Source organism: Pseudoalteromonas 'SMAR' (assembly GCF_048515945.1).
Lineage (GTDB): Bacteria > Pseudomonadota > Gammaproteobacteria > Enterobacterales > Alteromonadaceae > Pseudoalteromonas.
This window is the reverse complement of the sequence record NZ_JBLWMW010000038.1, coordinates 1-17,775: the sequence shown is the minus strand read 5'-3', so window position 1 is coordinate 17,775 and position 17,775 is coordinate 1. Positions and strand designations below refer to the sequence as shown.

Below are 17,775 nucleotides of genomic sequence, written 5' to 3'. Positions count from 1 at the left end.
TTTCTTGTTTTAAGTAGAGTAATAACTTAAAAGCGCGGAAGATCCAACCATTAAAGTCAGCGCAGTGACATCTACCGTCATTTTCTGCCGGAATATCGTTTGCTTGTATTCATGTTTCTGTACATTTTGTTATTATTGCAGCGATACAGATAATCACAGGCAAACCGCTATGACTGCAAGACTTTGTTCCGTTGAGGAAGCAACCCATCAGGCCTACGATATTTTTCTTGAGTTGGCACCAGAAAATCTCGAACAGCATGATATCGACATGTTTAATGAACATCGTGAAGACCGCGGTTTTATCGAGGAAAGTGAACCCGATAGCAGTTGGGATGAGGTGACCAGCTACGCCCAAGAGGCGGAGCCTGAGCATTTTATTCAAGTGTTGGTGGGAATTGAGTTTGATGACAGCGATCAGGTATACGCGAAGATTTTAATCAGTCGCGATCTCGATGCCCCGTTTTGTCACATTATCTGGAAAGATTCCTAAGTTAACCCAATAACTAAGCAGTAATTTGTGCAGTACCTTAATTATTTATTCGCGAGCTTATTAGTAATCACTGCAAACGTGGCGCTGGCCGCCGACCCGTTTGAAGACTTTCACGACTATGGCAAGTTACCCGATGATGAAATTCACACTTTGCATCAAGGTGAGTTGTTGTATGGCGATGTAGAGTTTGGCTTTATTGTTAACAAAGGCAATACCGAGAACACCGCATTCAAACTAAAGAGCAATCTTTATCAAGACTTTACTCATTGGCGTAACCAGTTTAAGTTCGACGGCTTGTACCGTCGTGAAACGGATGCGCAAACGGGCGAAGAAGACGTGTCGGCGTCGCGTTATTTTGGCTCTGCGCAAGGAAATTATAAACTGGGCAGTGATAACGCGTCGTTCTTTATTTATGGTGATTACGAGCGCGACCAATTTAACGGTAAAGAATACACCGCGACGTTTGCATTAGGGTATGGTAATCGGGTATTTGAAGGGCGTAAAAACACCGTGGATATTGATATTGGCCCGGGTTTATCCATCTCTCGCATTGATGATGAAACCGAGCTGGCAGCGGGGCAACGTCGCACCGAGCAAGGTCAATTATTACGTTTGGCGTTGCAATGGCAGCGTAATGTTTCAGCGCGCACGCGGTTTAATCAAGACATTAGTTACGAACAATCGCTGTCAGGACTCAACTCCAGGTTGTTATCGGAAACGGCGTTAGTGACTCAAGTATTAGGTGGCATAGCGTTGAAATTTGCCTTTATTTACCGCTACAACTCAAAGCCAGAAGAAGATAAAGAGAAGGTGGATACTGAGCTCAGTGCCACGTTAGTGTATAGCTTTAATTAGAGAAAAAACATGTATAAAAAAGTTCAGTTTGCGTGGGTTATTTGGCTGTTTGTGGCCTTTATTGCTGGCATTACTTTGTTAGCCATCTACCTCACCGGCTACAATCCTGCCTATGTTGGCTTTTTGGTGCTACTGGCAATCGTGGCGTTTATTTTTTATGGCTTAACCGTTGAGGTTGACCCAGAGCGTGAAACGCTAAGCTGGTGGTTTGGCCCTAAGGTAGCCAAGGTTACCTTGGCATTTGCTGATATTGACTACGTGCAACCTGTTACCAACTCGCTGCGTCATGGCATTGGTATGCGCATTAGCACCGATGGTTGGGTGTATACAGTGGCTGGCTTTAAGGCTTTAGAGGTGGTGATGAAAGATGGCACCAAATACCGGGTTGGTACCGCAGATCAAAGTAATCTCGTCGCGGCCATGGCCAGTAAGCAACAAAAAAGCGCTGAATAACATCAGCGCTTTTTAGGCTCAACAATAGCTGTGCTTAGTGTTCGTGACCGCAGCCACCTTCACCGTGAACGTGGCCGTGTGCTTGCTCTTCCGCTGTCGCTTCACGAACATCAACCACTTCAACATCAAAGTTTAAGGTGATCCCCGCCAGTGGGTGGTTACCGTCAACAATGACTTCATCGTCTTCGATACCAACGATCACGACAATTTGCTCGCCGTCGTCAGTGGTTGCTCTAAATTGCATGCCCACTTCGATTTCCATGCCATCAAACATCGCTTTTGGCACCGCTTGCGTTAGCTCGTCAAAGCGCTCGCCATAGCCTTCTTGTGGCTCAACGGTAATACTGAATGTATCACCGGCTTGCGTACCTTGTAGCGCATCTTCAAGTCCAGGGATCAAGTAACCAGTGCCAAGCATGGCTACGATTGGCGCATCGTCAAAGGTGCTGTCGATGGTATTTTTGTCTTTGTCTTGCACTGAGTAATGAATTGTCACTACTGAGTTTGGGGCAATAATCATGTGCGATCCCGTTAATCGTTTTCTAAAGAATAAGGTAGAGGCTGAATCGTAAGACTCACCTCAGGTGTATTTTTCGCCCTAAGTACCGCATCTGCCGCCGTGTCGTTAGGCATAACGGCCAATGCATAATAGGTGCTATTGCTTTTATCAAAGCATTGCTGAATGACTTTTCCACCGCGACGCCAGTTATCACCGACTTGCAGTTCCAGATCAGACTCTTGTAATGGCGCATCGGCGCTGCCGCTAACTACAAACATAGCGCGTTTATTCTTGCCAAGGTAGCGCATTCTCGCCACGGTCTCTTGACCAGTATAACAGCCCTTTTTGAAGCTAATGCCATTCAATGCTTGCAAGTTTACCATTTGTGGCACGAACTCGTCGATGTGTTCAGCGTTTAACTGTGGCTCAGCGGCTAAAATTGCAGCAGCGATAAAGGGGCTTGGATCATCTTCCAGTGTTATATCGTCGCCTAATGCAAGGTCATCAAAGGCGATTACAATGAAGCGCCCCGGTGCCACCCGCAGTAGCTTACCTGCAGTTACGTCAAAGGCAGTGGCGCTGCTGTTTGGGTCTTGCTGAAAATGACTAAGCAACTGGCCCTCATCTTCACACAGTAAGCCAAATACGTGGCAGTTTGGTGCCGTAATATCGACTTTGGCAAACACGCCATATTTTTGTAGCTCTTTCAGTGAGGCTTGGGTTTCGGCTTCGCTGCTCAATAACACGTAATCGTCTTGATAGCGCGTCAGTCGCGCAACTGACCATAGCTTGCCTTTGGGGCTACAATGACCTGACCACATGAAGTTATCGTCTTTGATAAGGTTGATGTCTTGGGTAACCTGACCATGCAGGTAACTTAATTTATCTTGCCCTGAAACACGAATAACCGCCATAGGTAGCTTGAAAGCACGAGCAATTGACATAATGTTGATCCCTATTAAAGTGTTTTCGTAATAGTATCTTAAAATCAGATGTGGAGATAGTTAGCGGGCTTTTCAATAACCCATCAGAAATGGTTTTGTGGTATAAAGTAAGTCGGTTAAGTATAATTTTAAAATCTTTTAATTGGGGTTGAATGATTTATGGTGGAATTGCTGCCAAAAGCTCGAGTAAAGTGGGCGTGTCGCCGTGGCATGCTGGAGTTAGATGTGATCTTAGGGCCGTTTGTTGACGAAGCCTACGATGCACTGACGGACGAAGGTAAATATGTGTTTCAACGCTTAGTGACGGTGGAAGACCCTGACTTATTCGCTTGGTTTATGGGTCACGAAGAATGCCCTGATCCAGAGCTTAGACAAATGGTTAAACTGATCCTTGACCGTATCCGCGTCTAGAATTGAATTTCATAATAACCAACAGAGCCATAAATTTTTTGTGGTTCTGTTTACCTGCCTTGCCCTGATCACCTTCGTCATATTGCCACAGCTATGGTGGCTGATTGTTCCGCTTTACACCAGTTGCGCGTTAGCATGTTGGCGCTACTACAGCCAGAGAACGCCAAAAACCGGCTCGTTGCTGTTATTACCAGAAAAAGCCTATATGGAAGTACACTGTGAGAGCCAGTTGTTCAAAGGGCAGCTACTGCGGTCCACTCTGTGGTTCGATAGTCTATTAGAATGCCATATTTGCAATAGCCAGCAGCGAACCACCAAAGTGATGCTGCACAAAACGGCTGTGGCTCCCAGCGATTGGCGCATCTTGTGCAGAATGGCCAACTTATACAGTGGTAAGGCGCCAGAACAGTAGTGGTAAAATAGCAGCGCTAGCCGCGCTGCCATTGCGGCCTCTAGGCTTTAGGTGTCAGCATCGTGGGCTTGGGCTCCGCTGCCATTTCGGGGTAATCAATGGTGTAGTGTAATCCGCGGCTTTCTTTTCGTTCTAGGGCGCAGCGAATAATAAGCTCAGCCACTTGCACTAGGTTTCGAAGCTCCAATAAGTTATTACTGACCCTAAAGTTGGCATAGTAATCATGGATTTCTTGTTGTAATAGTTCCACTCGACGCAGTGCTCTTTCGAGGCGCTTTGTGGAGCGCACAATGCCGACATAGTCCCACATAAAGAGTCTTAGTTCATGCCAGTTATGGGTGATCACCACTTCCTCATCGGAGTTACTGACTTGGCTTTCATCCCATGCCGGTAAAGGCGAGGGTACTGAGGTATTAGGCAATTTGGCGAGAATATCTTTGGCCGCCGCATGGGCAAACACAATGCATTCGAGCAAGGAGTTACTGGCCATGCGATTCGCGCCATGAAGGCCGGTATACGCCACTTCACCGATGGCATACAGGTTGTCGATGTCGGTGCGGCCATTAAAGTCGGTCATAACGCCACCACAGGTATAATGCGCAGCAGGTACCACCGGAATAGGCTCTTTAGTGATATCCAGCCCTACGCTTAAGCACTTGGCATAAATGGTGGGAAAATGCTCGATGATAAACTCTTTATCTTTATGGGAGATATCGAGGTAAACGCAATTAGCACCTAAGCGTTTCATCTCATAGTCAATGGCTCTGGCGACTACGTCTCTGGGTGCCAGTTCCTCGCGCTCATCAAAGTCAGGCATAAAACGCGAACCATCTGGGCGCTTTAATAGTGCCCCTTCGCCACGCATTGCTTCGGTGATAAGGAAGTTTTGCAGCTCTGGATGATAGAGGCTGGTAGGGTGGAACTGATTAAACTCCATATTTGCGACCCGGCAGCCCACCCGCCAAGCCATGGCAATGCCATCGCCAGAAGAAACGTCAGGGTTGGAAGTGTATAAATACACCTTACTGGCACCGCCGGTGGCTAATGCGACAAATTTAGCGGTAATGCTTTCAACGCGATCCGCTTGGCGATTATAAACATACACACCCTTAATGTTGGCCTCTGTCGCTGCTTTGTCTTTGACCAGATCGATGGCGTTATACTGCTCCAATAAAGTGATCTTAGGATGCTGCTGCACTTGGCTGATTAAGGTGGTTTGCACGGCTTTGCCTGTGGCATCTGCAGCATGCAGAATGCGGCGGTGGCTGTGACCTCCTTCGCGAGTTAAGTGAAAGCGTTCTTTGCCTTTGCTGTCCACTTCCATATCGAATGGCACGCCTTGCTCAATCAGCCAGTCTAAACAATGCTTCGCATTTGAGGCGGTGTAGTGCACGGCTTCGCGATCGCACAAACCCGCTCCAGCCGCCAACGTATCTTCAACATGAGATTCAATGCTGTCATTTTTCTTGTCAAAAACGGCGGCAATACCACCTTGGGCATATAACGTAGAGCCTTCTTTTAAAGCTCCTTTGCTTATCACAGTGACATCGCAATGGTTTGCCAAGGACAGCGCCAATGACAACCCGGCAGCACCGCTACCAATAATGACCACATCAGCGTGATGGTGAATGTTGTTTTTCATATTTGAAGATCTTCGCTGTTTTTGCGTTTAATTCTGCTATTTATATCACATCTGCTATCATAGGAGGCAGAGAGTTTGCACCCATATGCATAACAGCCACGGACAAATAAATATCGGCTGTTGCTGCCAACCATTGCAAGCGGTTGCCAGCGACAGTAAATACGCAAAGGTGACTGAATTCGTTTATTTTAAAAAAAAATACAAAAAAACAGAACTTTTTATTCAGTACCCAGTCAGAGTAGCTGTAAATGATGGCAACTAGAGATATGTTAGAACAACAACAAGAGGAGTACCGGCTCGAATGAGCGAGCAGGAGTTAGATCTAGATATAGTTAAACGCGTTCAGCAGGGAGATAAAAACGCATTCAACCTGTTAGTTGCCAAGTATCAAAATAAAGTCGCAGCGCTGATTTCACGTTATGTTGCAAATCAAGGCGATGTGGCGGATGTGGCACAGGAAGCGTTCATTAAAGCATACCGAGCGTTGCCTAACTTCAGGGGCGAAAGCGCATTTTATACTTGGTTGTATAGAATAGCGGTTAACTGTTCAAAAAATTACTTGGTGGCGCAGGGTAGAAAGCCGCCAGCCAATGACGTAGATGCGGAAGAAGCAGAATTTTATGACGGTGCAGATCAACTGCGCTCCAACGCTTCTCCAGAAAATCTACTTCTGAGCGATGAGGTTAAAGCGGTTATTTTCAAAACCATAGAGTGCCTCCCTGACGATTTAAAAACCGCCATTACACTGCGGGAAATTGAAGGGATGAGCTATGAAGAGATCGCAGTAATAATGGACTGCCCAGTAGGTACGGTCCGTTCGAGAATTTTTCGCGCAAGGGAAGCGATAGATAATAATTTGAACCCATTAATAGGTGAGTCTTAATATGGCACAAGCGGAAAAACCAGTGACAGAGGATATAACTACGTCACGTATTTTTGACGGTGATTTGTCACTTAATGCCGACACTGACGCGCAGCTAGACCGAGAAAAGTTTGCCCGTTATGCATTGATTGGTGATGCCATGCGCAGCGAGCAACAAGCTACGCCAAGCATTGATATAACCCGTAGTTTTGCCGCGGCACTCGAGCAAGAGCCGGCCCACAACGAAGTGGCAACACCACAAAGCGAAAAGCCAAACAGCAATGTAATTACCATGAGTGCTTGGCGTAAGCCCTTTGCCCAAGTGGCAATCGCGGCGAGTGTGTCTTTATTTGCTATCTTGGGTGTGAATACCTTAAGTGGTACTGCGCCAACCCCTGCAAACGAGCACTTACAGCTGCAATCCACACCACTAACAGGTGGCGTATCGCCAGTGAGCTTGTCGTCGGAGCCTGCCTTAGAAACCGCTTCTAAAGGTATTCGCGAATTGCAACAGCAGCGCATTGGTGCTTTGGTATTAGAGCATCAAAGGCAATCTCGTATGGCTTATGCCATTCAGCAGTCATCAAACACAAAAACGGCTGACCAACAAGAGGACAAAGAGCAGTAAATGAGAGCACTGTTATTTGTAGTTAGTGTATTTTTCTCGAGTGGTTTATGGGCCAGTGATGGCCTATCGGCCAAACAACTGTTAAAAGACATGGCCACCGCGGTTCATCAGCGCAATTTTGACGCTTCTTTTGTGGTGGTCAAAGGCAAATCAATGGAGCCTTATCGCTGGCTGCATGGCAACCAAGATGGCGTTGAGGTCGAGCTGTTGAGTTTACTCAATGGCGCCGGTTTGGAGATGATCCGCATTGGTGATAACGTCACTTACTTTGAGCCCCAGTCTGAGCCTTACACCATTCAAACCGACTCCATTGCCGGTCCCATTCCTGAAGTATTATTCAAAAACATTGAGTCGCTGAAGCGCAGTTATGATTTTGTGCTCGGTGGCAAAGGCCGTATTGTTGACCGTCCTGCACAGTTAGTACGGTTAGAGTCTAAAGATGACAGTAAATATAACTACTGGTTATGGATTGATACTGAGTCATCGCTACTGTTGAAATCGGCCTATGTAAATCAGCAAGGTGAAATGCTTGAGCAGTTGCAATTAACTCACATTAGTGTGACCGAGTCGCCTGCCGAGCAGTTACAAGAGCTTGCCGAGAAACAATTTCCAGCGCCGGTGTCTGGTCTACTTACCGAGCTGGAAACAACGGGCAAAAATAATTGGCAAATTGGTTGGTTACCTGAAGGCTTTGAGCTGTTAAAATCAGACCGCCATAAGTTAGATTTAAACAATGAGCTGGCGGATTACTACCTGTTCTCAGACGGTTTGGTGGATATTTCGGTGTTCGTGCAACGGCCGTTGCCGGGGCAGCGCCCAAGCGGCGCGCTATCATCTGGCGCCACCACAGTGTATGTGCATAACACCAATGCCTTTGATGTATCCGTGGTAGGTAAAATTCCAGCGATGACCGCCAAAGCGATTGCAGAATCCGTTAAAAGACCACTATGATTGAACAAACATTGACGGTCGCGGCCATAAAAGGCGCGACCGTTTATTTAGAAGCAGAAGCAAAACCCGCCTGTGAAGGGTGTAATGGTAAATGCGGCTCACAAATCTTTGCCAAACTCTTCGGTACCCACAAAAAGCAATTTCCCCTCCAGCTTGACCAAGCGGTTGAGGTGGGGCAAAAAATAAAGCTGTCACTGGATGACAGTAATGTGGTTAAGCATGCCTTTTATGTTTACATGCTGCCGCTTATTTTTGCCTTTGTGGGGATGTTTAGCGCCGCGCTGTTGTTGCAGCTATCTGAGCCAGTACAAATTATTTTTGCTGTTGTTGGTGCCGCCGCCGGTTTATTTTTCGCCAAAGCCAAGGGCGAAACCCTCAAACATCAGGTAAAAGTGATAAAAATTTACCCAATTAGCCTACCAATAACGCAAATAGATGGTGATTGTTCTAAATAAAATGTAAAATCGAGGTCTTAATTTCTATTTGTGACTAACAGAAGTATTGAATCCAGTATATGAAGCATATCCGTAACTTTTCTATTATCGCCCACATTGACCATGGAAAATCGACGTTGTCAGACCGCTTAATCCAAGTTTGTGGCGGCTTAACAGACCGCGAAATGCAACAGCAGGTACTGGATTCGATGGACATTGAACGTGAGCGCGGTATTACCATCAAAGCGCAAAGCGTAACGCTTAATTACAAAGCCAAAGATGGTGAAACCTACCAGCTTAACTTTATCGACACCCCAGGACACGTTGACTTCAGCTACGAAGTGTCGCGATCACTCGCCGCCTGTGAAGGGGCTTTGTTGGTGGTTGATGCCGGCCAGGGCGTTGAAGCGCAGACCCTTGCAAACTGTTACACCGCAATAGAAATGGACTTAGAGGTTATCCCAGTCCTAAACAAAATTGACTTACCACAGGCCGATCCGCTGCGCGTTGCCGAAGAAATTGAAGACATTGTTGGTATTGAAGCATTAGAAGCGGTGCAGTGTAGTGCTAAAACCGGCATTGGTATTGAAGACGTACTTGAAGTGCTGGTAAGAGATATTCCAGCGCCAGAAGGCGACCCAGATGCGCCGTTACAAGCCTTGATCATCGATTCGTGGTTTGACCCATACCAAGGGGTTGTTTCATTGGTGCGAATTAAAAACGGTGAATTACGCTCTGGTGAAAAAATCAAAATCATGTCGACTGAGCAAGTCCATCAAGTGGATAAAGTCGGTATCTTCACGCCAAAGCAAACTAATACCGGTATACTGAAAACCGGTGAGGTTGGCTTTGTTATCGCGGGTATTAAAGACATACATGGTGCTCCAGTGGGTGATACCATCACCATGGCACGCGACTCTGCCACCGATCGTTTACCGGGCTTCCAGCGCGTTAAGCCGCAGGTTTATGCTGGCATGTTCCCGATTTCATCAGATGACTATGAGAACTTCCGTGACGCCCTTGATAAGCTCAGCCTAAACGATGCTTCTTTGTTCTTCGAGCCAGAAAACTCCACCGCACTGGGCTTTGGTTTCCGCTGTGGTTTCTTGGGTATGTTGCACATGGAAATCATCCAAGAGCGTTTAGAGCGTGAATACAACATTGACCTTATTACCACCGCACCAACGGTAATTTACGAAGTAGAGACCAAAGACGGCGTTGTCAAGGTCGATAATCCTTCTGACTTACCACCAGTCAATGACATCATTGAAATTCGTGAGCCGATTGTTGAAGCCAACATTTTGGTGCCACAAGAATACTTAGGTAACGTCATTACCTTGTGTGTTGAAAAACGCGGCATGCAAACCAAAATGAGTTACCACGGCAAACAAGTAGCGGTGACCTATGAGCTGCCAATGTCTGAAGTAGTCATGGACTTTTTCGATAAGTTGAAATCAACCAGCCGTGGTTTTGCTTCGTTGGATTATAACTTTAAGCACTTCCAACCTTCTGACATGGTTCGAGTGGATATTTTAATTAACGGTGACCGCGTTGATGCTTTGGCGATTATCGTGCACCGTGATGGCGCGCAAAGTCGTGGCCGTCAACTGGCAGAAGCGCTACGTGAATTGATCCCACGACAAATGTTTGATATTGCTATTCAGGCGGCAATAGGCAACCACGTCATTGCCCGAAGCACAGTCAAGCAGCTACGTAAAAACGTAATTGCCAAGTGTTATGGCGGTGACGTGAGCCGTAAGAAAAAGCTACTACAAAAGCAAAAAGAAGGTAAGAAGCGCATGAAGCAACTCGGTAACGTTGAGGTGCCGCAAGACGCGTTCTTAGCAATATTAAAAGTAGGCAAGTAACAGGAAATACAAATGGCAGGTTATTTTTCGATTTTATTGGTGCTTATTACAGTCGGCTCAGGCCTTATTTGGCTGATTGACCACTTAGTATATGCACCAAAACGACAAGCACGGCTTGCCATTGCTCAAGGCGCGTCGGAGCACAAGTTAGATGACGACGTGATGGCCGAAATCGCTCCTGAGCCTGCCATTGTAGAAAATGCAAAGTCCATCTTTCCGATGATTGCAGCCATCACCATTTTCCGCTCGTTTATCTTTGAGCCCTTTCAAATTCCATCGGGTTCAATGATGCCAACGCTGTTAGATGGCGATTTTATCTTAGTGGAAAAGTACGCCTACGGGATTAAAGACCCAGTCTGGCGTAGTAAGTTGGTGGAAACAGGCACCCCAGAGCGTGGCGATATTGCGGTATTTAAATTCCCACTGGATGAGCGTGTCGATTTCATCAAGCGGATCGTTGGCTTGCCTGGCGATCATATTGTTTATCGCAACCGTCAGCTTTACATCAAACCGCAATGCACAGCCGGGCAAGACCAAGCCAATGGCTTGACTTGTGGTGAATACAACAAGATTGACGTGGATATTGTTAATCGTGACGAATTCACCCAAGGGCCGATGCAATTGGTGCGTTTAACTGAGCATTTGCCTGATGCAGAGCATGATATTTTAATTAACCCAGAAGTGTTAGAACTAACCGACCGTTATTATCAACAACCAGGTACTCGTCGCGACGAGTGGGTGGTCCCAGAAGGCAGTTACTTTGCCATGGGTGATAATCGCAATAACAGCCAAGACAGCCGTATGTGGGGCTTTGTTCCTGATGAAAACTTGGTTGGTCGCGCGGTGTTTATTTGGTTAAGTTTTGACTTTGATAATGGCCCAGATAGCATTTTGCCAAGTTGGGTTCCAACTGGTGTTCGTTTTGAACGCCTAGGTAGCATTCAGTAACAATGAAAAGAAACGTAGAAGAACTGTATAATAAAATAGGGTACCACTTCAAAGACAAGGCGTTGCTTGAGCAGGCTTTAACTCATCGCAGTCACAAAGGCCAGCACAACGAGCGTCTCGAATTTTTGGGTGACTCTATTTTGAGCTTTGTGATAGCCAATGCTTTGTATCACAAATTTCCCAAAGCCCGCGAAGGCGACTTAAGCCGCATGCGCTCAACCTTAGTACGAGGCCAAACGTTAGCCGAGTTTGGTGTTGAGTTCGCACTAGGTGACTATTTACGCCTAGGTCCTGGCGAGCTGAAAAGCGGTGGCTTTCGTCGTGAGTCAACCTTAGCCGATGCCGTTGAAGCCATCATCGGTGCGGTGTTTTTAGACTCAGACATCGATGTTTGCCGAGATTTGGTACTGAACTGGTATGAAACGCGATTATCGGCGATTTCACCAGGGCACAACCAAAAAGATCCAAAAACCCTGCTACAAGAGTATTTGCAAGCTCGCAAACTACCATTGCCAGGCTACACTGTGATTGATACCAAGGGTCAAGCACACAACCAAACGTTCACGGTAGAATGTATAGTGGAAGGGATGGAAAGTATAATTTCAGTAGGTAGCTCGCGACGCAAAGCCGAGCAAAAAGCTGCCGAAAAAGCGCTTAAGATATTAAAGAATGACGCTTGATACGCATTGCGGCATGATTGCCATCGTCGGTCGACCAAATGTGGGTAAATCGACGCTATTAAACAAACTGGTTGAGCAAAAGGTCAGTATTACTTCGCGCAAACCACAGACCACTCGCCACCGTATTATGGGGATCCACACCGAGGATAACTATCAAGCGGTGTACGTTGATACGCCAGGACTTCATATTGAAGAAAAGCGTGCCATTAACCGCTTAATGAACCGCGCGGCCTCAAGCTCTATCGGCGATGTCGAGATGATCTTGTTTGTGGTTGAGGGCACCCACTGGACTGCCGATGATGAAATGGTATTAACCAAAATCAAAGAAAGCGGCCGTCCGATTTTAGTGGTAATGAACAAAACCGATCAGGTTAAAGACAAAGATCTACTGATGCCACACATTCAGTGGCTTAGTGAGCAAGGTGACTTTATTGGCATCGTGCCCATTTCAGCCAAGCAAGGTAAGAACGTCGACATCATCAAAGATGAAGTACACAAGCGTCTGCCGGCCTGTGAATTCTACTTCCCTGAAGATTATGTCACCGACCGTTCAATGCGTTTTGTGGCCGCCGAAATTGTGCGTGAAAAGCTAATGCGCTTTATGGGCGACGAGCTACCGTACTCGGTGACCGTGGAAATCGAACAGTTTAAGTGGCAAGACAATGGCGTGTGGCAGATCAACGCCTTGATCTTAGTCGAGCGTGAATCACAAAAACGCATGGTGATTGGTAACAAAGGCGAAAAGCTTAAAGTGATCGGTCGCGAAGCGCGTAAAGACTTAGAAGACATGCTCGACAACAAAGTCTATCTCGAGTGTTGGGTAAAAGTGAAATCCGGTTGGGCTGATGATGAGCGTGCGCTGCGCAGCCTAGGGTACGGAGAAGACTGATTGGATAGCGACTTTCGACAAGCCTATCTGTTACATCGCCGCCCGTACAGCGATTCTCAGATCCTTCTTGATGTGCTTGTTGAAGGCGTTGGACAGTTAAAAATGCTTGCCCGAGTTAAGGGCAAGCAATCCCTCAAACACAATGCCCAACTGCGGCCTTTCTCATTACTGCTACTACAATACGCTGGCCGCTACGACTTCAAATACATTAATCGCTTTGAGCCCACCGATAACCAAGTTACCCTAACTGGCAGACAACTTTACTGTGGCTTATACCTCAACGAGTTGACGCAACGGGTGGTGCCGGTCAATGAACCGCTAGAGCAAATTTTCGAGTTATACCAACTCCATCTCACCAGACTCAGCAACGAGCCCGATGTTGAACCCATTTTGCGTAGTTTTGAATTGCAGCTTTTGGCAGAGTTGGGCTTTGGTGTTGAACTGGAGTTTGATGCTGAAGGTAATCCGGTGTCACCGCATAATGCGTACAAATACGTTGCTGAATATGGCTTTGTTGCGGTTGGTCGTGAACCTGATACGATACCGGGGCAATCATTACTGGCCATTGCCCAGCAAGACTTTAGCGACCTCGGAGTACGGCGCGCAGCAAAGTTATTAACGCGGCGCTTAATGCAGCCACTTTTGGGTAAGCAGGGCTTAAAAAGTAGAGAATTATTTATTAGCAAAAAATAGCTTAGGTTAGCTCGGTGTCGCCGGGCCTAGCCCTTGATATTTAAAGGACCAATCATGAAAGATATTTTACTCGGCGTGAATGTTGATCACATCGCGACTTTGCGCCAAGCGCGAGGCACCAGTTACCCCGATCCCGCTCATGCAGCGGCCGTTGCTGAGCACGCTGGTGCTGATGGCATCACCATCCATTTACGCGAAGACCGCCGCCACATCCAAGACCGCGATGTTTATGTGATGGCAAAAACCATTCAAACTCGTATGAATCTGGAAATCGCAGTGACCGATGAAATGCTCGATATTGCCTGCGAAGTAAAACCAGAGTATGTGTGTTTAGTTCCAGAAAAGCGCGAAGAGTTGACTACTGAAGGCGGCCTAGACGTAGCTGGCAACTTAGAGAAAATCACCGCAGCAACTGAGCGCTTGAGCGCCGCGGGAATAAAAGTGAGTTTATTTATCGATGCCGATAAAGCGCAGTTAGATGCAGCAAAACAAACTGGTGCGCCGTACATCGAAATTCATACCGGCGCATATGCGGATGCTGAAAGCGACGCTGAAATGACCGCCGAGCTTGAGCGTATTCGTGAAGGTGTACAGTATGCCCACGGCCTTGGGATTGTGGTTAATGCCGGTCATGGCTTGCATTATCATAACGTCAAGCCAATCGCTGCTATGCCAGAAATTTACGAGCTGAATATTGGCCATGCCATTATTGCCAGAGCCGCCATCGATGGCTTAGAAAAGGCTGTGCGCGATATGAAGCGGATCATGCTTGAGGCTAGAACGGCTTAAGCTCCATAGCACGGCTTAATTGTTTGGTAATACATTCATTTTTAAGTGAAAGTCGCCATTTACAATGATCAGGTTGCAACGCTAATCAGTACAATAATGGTTTAAAAAAATGAAAAGGGCGCTAGGCCCTTTTTTTTCGAGGACGACTATGACGTATGGGAAAGTGTTTTTGGCTGGGGTGGTGTTAGCGCCAAGCCTTGGTTTGGCCAGTGATAACAGCGATATTGAGGTGATCACCACTACGGCATCGCGGTTTGAAGCCAGCAGTGCCCTTGAACCGGTGGCTTTATCTCAGATCTCACAAGCGCAACTGCAAGACATAGGCGTTACGCACATTGAAAAGGCCATGCAAACGGTAGCAGGTGCTAATTTGCAGCATGGCAATGGTCAAGAGTATTTACCGGCATTGCGCTCTCAGGTGCTTTCTGGCGCCGGGGCGTGCGGCGGTTTACTCACCGCCGAAGATGGCATTCCGCTACGCGCTGCGGGATTTTGTAACATCAATGAGCTGTTTGAATCGCATTTTGAAGCGGCCGAGCGCATCGAAGTGTTAAAAGGCCCTAATAGTGTACTGTATGGCTCCAATGCCATGCATGGTGTGGTGAATGTAATAAGCAAAGATACCATCAATAGTGCTCCCGAGTTGGGGCTAGATTATGGCTCGTTTGGTTATACTCGGGCGCGCATGGCCGGCGGCAGCAGTGAGTATAACCTTGGCGCCGCGGCAACCCTTAGCCACGACAGTGGTTACAGAGAAGGGGAAAGCGTCTCACAACAAAAACTGAGCCTAAGACACCAATACCAAGGGCAAAGCGTGTTTGCTACCTCTGGGCTCACCTACACGCACCTTGATCAAGACACTGCAGGCTACATTACTGGCGCCGATAGCTATAAAAATAAAGCGGCCGCTAAGGGCAACGAAAACCCCGAAGCCTATCGTAAAGCCCAGTCATTGCGAGCTTGGAGTGCGCTAAACTGGCAGCGTGGAGAAAGCGAGGTTTTAGTGAAGCCATACTTACGCTGGCAAGAAATGGACTTTTTAAAACACTTCTTACCAGGCAAGCCACTGGAAACCAACAGTCAAACCGGTGTCGGTATTCAGACTGCGGTTAAAACGCCGTTGGCTGAGCATGTCACCCTTAATTGGGGGCTTGATGCCGAGTACACCCAAGGGGAAATGCTGCAACAGCAAGATAGCCCAACGCAAGGGTCGGCGTTTTTACAAGCCACCATCCCCATGGGCAAGCATTACGATTACCAAGTAGATGCCACTCAAATCGCGCCATATGCGCTGTTACGCTGGCAACAACAGCAGTGGACTGTGGACCTAGGGGGACGCTTTGAGTCGATCCGCTATGACTATGACAACTTTTTACCCGTGGGCAGAACCAAAGCCGATGGCACTGAATGTGGCATGGGAGGGTGTCGCTATAGCCGCCCGGCCAGTGGCGATGACAACTTTAGTAGCTTTTCACCTACTTTGGCACTGAGCTATCGCCTTGATGCCGATGCCATGCTTTATGCGAACGTGTCACAGGGTTTTCGGGCACCGCAAACGGCGGAGCTTTACCAGCTGCAGCGAGCTCAGCAAAAAGCGCAATTACAAGAAGTGCAGGCCGATAACATCGAAGTGGGGCTAAAAGGGGCAACGCGTGATCTGCGCTATCAAGTAGCGCTGTACCGTATGGTCAAAGACAACCTAATCTTCAGAGACAGTGATTTTTTCTATATTAACGATGGCGAGTCTAGCCACGAAGGCGTGGAAGTAGAGTTAAATTATCGTCTATCGCCGCAGTGGCAACTCGATATTGCTGCTACTTATGCCGAACACCGCTATGAACAAGATAGAGTGCTTAACGGCGTAAATATTAACGGCAATATGCTCGATACGGCGCCGAAAGTCGTGTCTACGTCACAGCTGCAATGGCAGCCTTCTGATAGCTTTAGTACTGCATTAGTGTGGCGTCATGTTGGCGAGTATTACACCGATCCGGAAAACCTGCACCGCTATGAAGGGCATGACTTGTTGTCACTGCGTGCCAAGTGGCAAGCCAGCCCTCAGCTAGCCCTTACCATGCGGGTGAAAAACCTCACTGATGCTCGTTATGCCGAGCGCGCCGACTTTACTTCCTTTAGCGGCGAACGCTACTTTCCCGGGCGACCTCGCAATGTCATGTTGTCGTTGGATTATGTGTGGTGAAGTAGATAGTAGTAATTTTATTTAGGAACTTATCCTTAACTGCTAGCAAGGACAGCCCGCTTTGCCCTCTCGTTGTGAGTGAGCTGTCGTCCTGACGGGTTTCGACGCCCGTCCATGGGCGCCAACTGACTTATCGATGCTTGCCCAAAGAAAAGTAAGCAAAAGAAAGGGCGCTCCCAGCATCACATTTACTATTAGAGACTGAACTTTTTGTTCTTGTGTAATGGGTTTGGTTGTCCTCGTGATGGGTTTCGACGCCCGTCCATGGGCGTCGACTGACTTATCGATGCCGCCCAAAGAAAAGTAAGCAAAAGAAAGGGCGCTCCCAGCATCACACTAATACCAGTTTGCTTAATTAAAGGGTCGATTCTGAGGCAAGTAAATCTCGTCAATAACAAGGCAAAAATTTTGCGATTTGGTGGTGCTAAATAATAAATTTTTAACGCAGTTAGTGGCAGATTTACTCCCTCAGAATTGAGCATGTATTAAGCCAAGCTGGTATCGTCCTCAAGTAATCAGCCAATTTTAACGTTACCAGCATGTAAGGGCCGTCCTTGGCCCGACATGCTTTTTCGCGCTTCCCTGCGCGAAATAAGTTAATTGGCTGCTGACTTGAGGGTGTGATGAGGGAGGAGGATGTTGCTGTTGATTGCTGTTTTATTTCTGTTAGCTATTTTATTGCTGATAGAGCTGATAGAGCTGATAGAGCTGATAGAGCTGATAGAGCTGTTCTTGTGATGGCTTTTTACGCCCGCTTGCGTGGACGACTGACTTATCGATGTTTACTCGAAGCAAAGGCGCTCAAATTCACTAGCCATACTTCTCGCTTTAATCATTTCTTATTGTCTCGAATAACTCAATTTCCTTTTTAACTATATGAAATAAAGGAACTTAATCATGTTACATAACGAGACTTAGAGTCTCGAATATCTATGGTCTCGCTTTCTCCAGCTGACTAATACTTGAGCACTGAGAGTGTTTGGTGGTAAATTACTGTTATTGTTGAGAATAAACTGCTTTGGTGTGAAGCTATGCAATATTTCATACATAGAGATATTTCTGCGTTCACGCTAATACACTGTTGAACTAAGCCGCTACGCGGAGATCCCGCACTGCACCATATGAGC

At 47.1% G+C, this 17,775-nt stretch carries 19 protein-coding genes; 16 read left to right on the top strand and 3 right to left on the bottom strand.

Annotated features, from left to right (window positions below):
• Positions 1-169: 169 nt before the first annotated feature.
• The 3 genes from ACNKW2_RS14945 to ACNKW2_RS14935 are packed head-to-tail and all read left to right on the top strand — an operon-like array spanning position 170 to position 1,798.
• On the top strand, positions 170-490 hold the full coding sequence (locus tag ACNKW2_RS14945; RefSeq protein WP_336566811.1) for a DUF440 family protein: 321 nt from the start codon (positions 170-172) through the stop codon (positions 488-490).
• A 27-nt stretch (positions 491-517) separates the two neighbouring features.
• A complete protein-coding gene (locus ACNKW2_RS14940) occupies positions 518-1,345 on the top strand; it encodes a DUF481 domain-containing protein (protein WP_419149270.1) in 828 nt (275 codons plus the stop codon).
• 9 nt (positions 1,346-1,354) lie between these two features.
• On the top strand, positions 1,355-1,798 hold the full coding sequence (locus ACNKW2_RS14935) for a hypothetical protein (RefSeq protein ID WP_336566809.1): 444 nt from the start codon (positions 1,355-1,357) through the stop codon (positions 1,796-1,798).
• 34 nt (positions 1,799-1,832) lie between these two features.
• On the opposite strand, the gene ACNKW2_RS14930 is transcribed toward ACNKW2_RS14935, so the two are convergent.
• Together ACNKW2_RS14930 and ygfZ are read right to left on the bottom strand one after the other, a co-directional pair.
• Positions 1,833-2,318, bottom strand: coding sequence for an FKBP-type peptidyl-prolyl cis-trans isomerase (locus ACNKW2_RS14930; RefSeq protein WP_419149269.1), 486 nt, complete (start codon positions 2,316-2,318; stop codon positions 1,833-1,835).
• Positions 2,319-2,329: 11 nt separating this feature from the next.
• On the bottom strand, positions 2,330-3,241 hold the full coding sequence (gene ygfZ, locus ACNKW2_RS14925) for a tRNA-modifying protein YgfZ (protein WP_419149268.1): 912 nt from the start codon (positions 3,239-3,241) through the stop codon (positions 2,330-2,332).
• A gap of 159 nt (positions 3,242-3,400) precedes the next feature.
• On the opposite strand from ygfZ, the gene ACNKW2_RS14920 reads away from it, so the two are divergent.
• The gene (locus tag ACNKW2_RS14920) at positions 3,401-3,652 is read left to right on the top strand and encodes an FAD assembly factor SdhE (protein WP_336566806.1); all 252 of its coding nucleotides are present in this window, start codon (positions 3,401-3,403) and stop codon (positions 3,650-3,652) included.
• Positions 3,633-4,064, top strand: coding sequence for a hypothetical protein (locus ACNKW2_RS14915; protein WP_419149267.1), 432 nt, complete (start codon positions 3,633-3,635; stop codon positions 4,062-4,064). The genes ACNKW2_RS14920 and ACNKW2_RS14915 overlap by 20 nt, the downstream gene beginning before the upstream one ends.
• Before the next feature lie 40 nt (positions 4,065-4,104).
• Here the strand turns inward: ACNKW2_RS14915 and nadB are convergent, their stop codons facing one another.
• The gene (gene nadB, locus ACNKW2_RS14910) at positions 4,105-5,706 is read right to left on the bottom strand and encodes an L-aspartate oxidase (protein ID WP_419149266.1); all 1,602 of its coding nucleotides are present in this window, start codon (positions 5,704-5,706) and stop codon (positions 4,105-4,107) included.
• Positions 5,707-6,007: 301 nt separating this feature from the next.
• On the opposite strand from nadB, the gene rpoE reads away from it, so the two are divergent.
• From rpoE to ACNKW2_RS14855, 11 genes are all read left to right on the top strand, one after another.
• The gene (rpoE, locus tag ACNKW2_RS14905) at positions 6,008-6,589 is read left to right on the top strand and encodes an RNA polymerase sigma factor RpoE (protein WP_419149265.1); all 582 of its coding nucleotides are present in this window, start codon (positions 6,008-6,010) and stop codon (positions 6,587-6,589) included.
• A 1-nt stretch (position 6,590) separates the two neighbouring features.
• Complete coding sequence (locus ACNKW2_RS14900; RefSeq protein ID WP_419149264.1) at positions 6,591-7,196, top strand: sigma-E factor negative regulatory protein; 606 nt, start codon at positions 6,591-6,593, stop codon at positions 7,194-7,196.
• Positions 7,197-8,147, top strand: coding sequence for a MucB/RseB C-terminal domain-containing protein (locus ACNKW2_RS14895; RefSeq protein ID WP_419149263.1), 951 nt, complete (start codon positions 7,197-7,199; stop codon positions 8,145-8,147).
• On the top strand, positions 8,144-8,602 hold the full coding sequence (locus ACNKW2_RS14890; protein ID WP_419149262.1) for a SoxR reducing system RseC family protein: 459 nt from the start codon (positions 8,144-8,146) through the stop codon (positions 8,600-8,602). Before ACNKW2_RS14895 ends, ACNKW2_RS14890 begins: the two co-directional genes overlap by 4 nt.
• 59 nt (positions 8,603-8,661) lie before the next feature.
• A complete protein-coding gene (gene lepA, locus ACNKW2_RS14885) occupies positions 8,662-10,449 on the top strand; it encodes a translation elongation factor 4 (RefSeq protein WP_419149261.1) in 1,788 nt (595 codons plus the stop codon).
• Between the two features lie 12 nt (positions 10,450-10,461).
• Positions 10,462-11,397: a signal peptidase I gene (lepB, locus tag ACNKW2_RS14880; protein WP_419149260.1), complete on the top strand. Its 936-nt coding sequence runs from the start codon at positions 10,462-10,464 to the stop codon at positions 11,395-11,397.
• A gap of 2 nt (positions 11,398-11,399) precedes the next feature.
• Positions 11,400-12,077: a ribonuclease III gene (rnc, locus tag ACNKW2_RS14875; protein ID WP_419149259.1), complete on the top strand. Its 678-nt coding sequence runs from the start codon at positions 11,400-11,402 to the stop codon at positions 12,075-12,077.
• Positions 12,067-12,966 (top strand): GTPase Era, encoded by a 900-nt coding sequence (era, locus tag ACNKW2_RS14870; protein WP_419149258.1) that lies wholly within the window; start codon positions 12,067-12,069, stop codon positions 12,964-12,966. Before rnc ends, era begins: the two co-directional genes overlap by 11 nt.
• A complete protein-coding gene (recO, locus tag ACNKW2_RS14865) occupies positions 12,967-13,659 on the top strand; it encodes a DNA repair protein RecO (protein ID WP_419149257.1) in 693 nt (230 codons plus the stop codon).
• 54 nt (positions 13,660-13,713) lie between these two features.
• Positions 13,714-14,448, top strand: a complete 735-nt coding sequence (gene pdxJ, locus ACNKW2_RS14860; protein WP_419149256.1) for a pyridoxine 5'-phosphate synthase — start codon at positions 13,714-13,716, stop codon at positions 14,446-14,448.
• A 148-nt stretch (positions 14,449-14,596) separates the two neighbouring features.
• Positions 14,597-16,648 (top strand): TonB-dependent receptor, encoded by a 2,052-nt coding sequence (locus tag ACNKW2_RS14855; RefSeq protein ID WP_419149255.1) that lies wholly within the window; start codon positions 14,597-14,599, stop codon positions 16,646-16,648.
• The last annotated feature ends 1,127 nt before the right edge of the window (positions 16,649-17,775 follow it).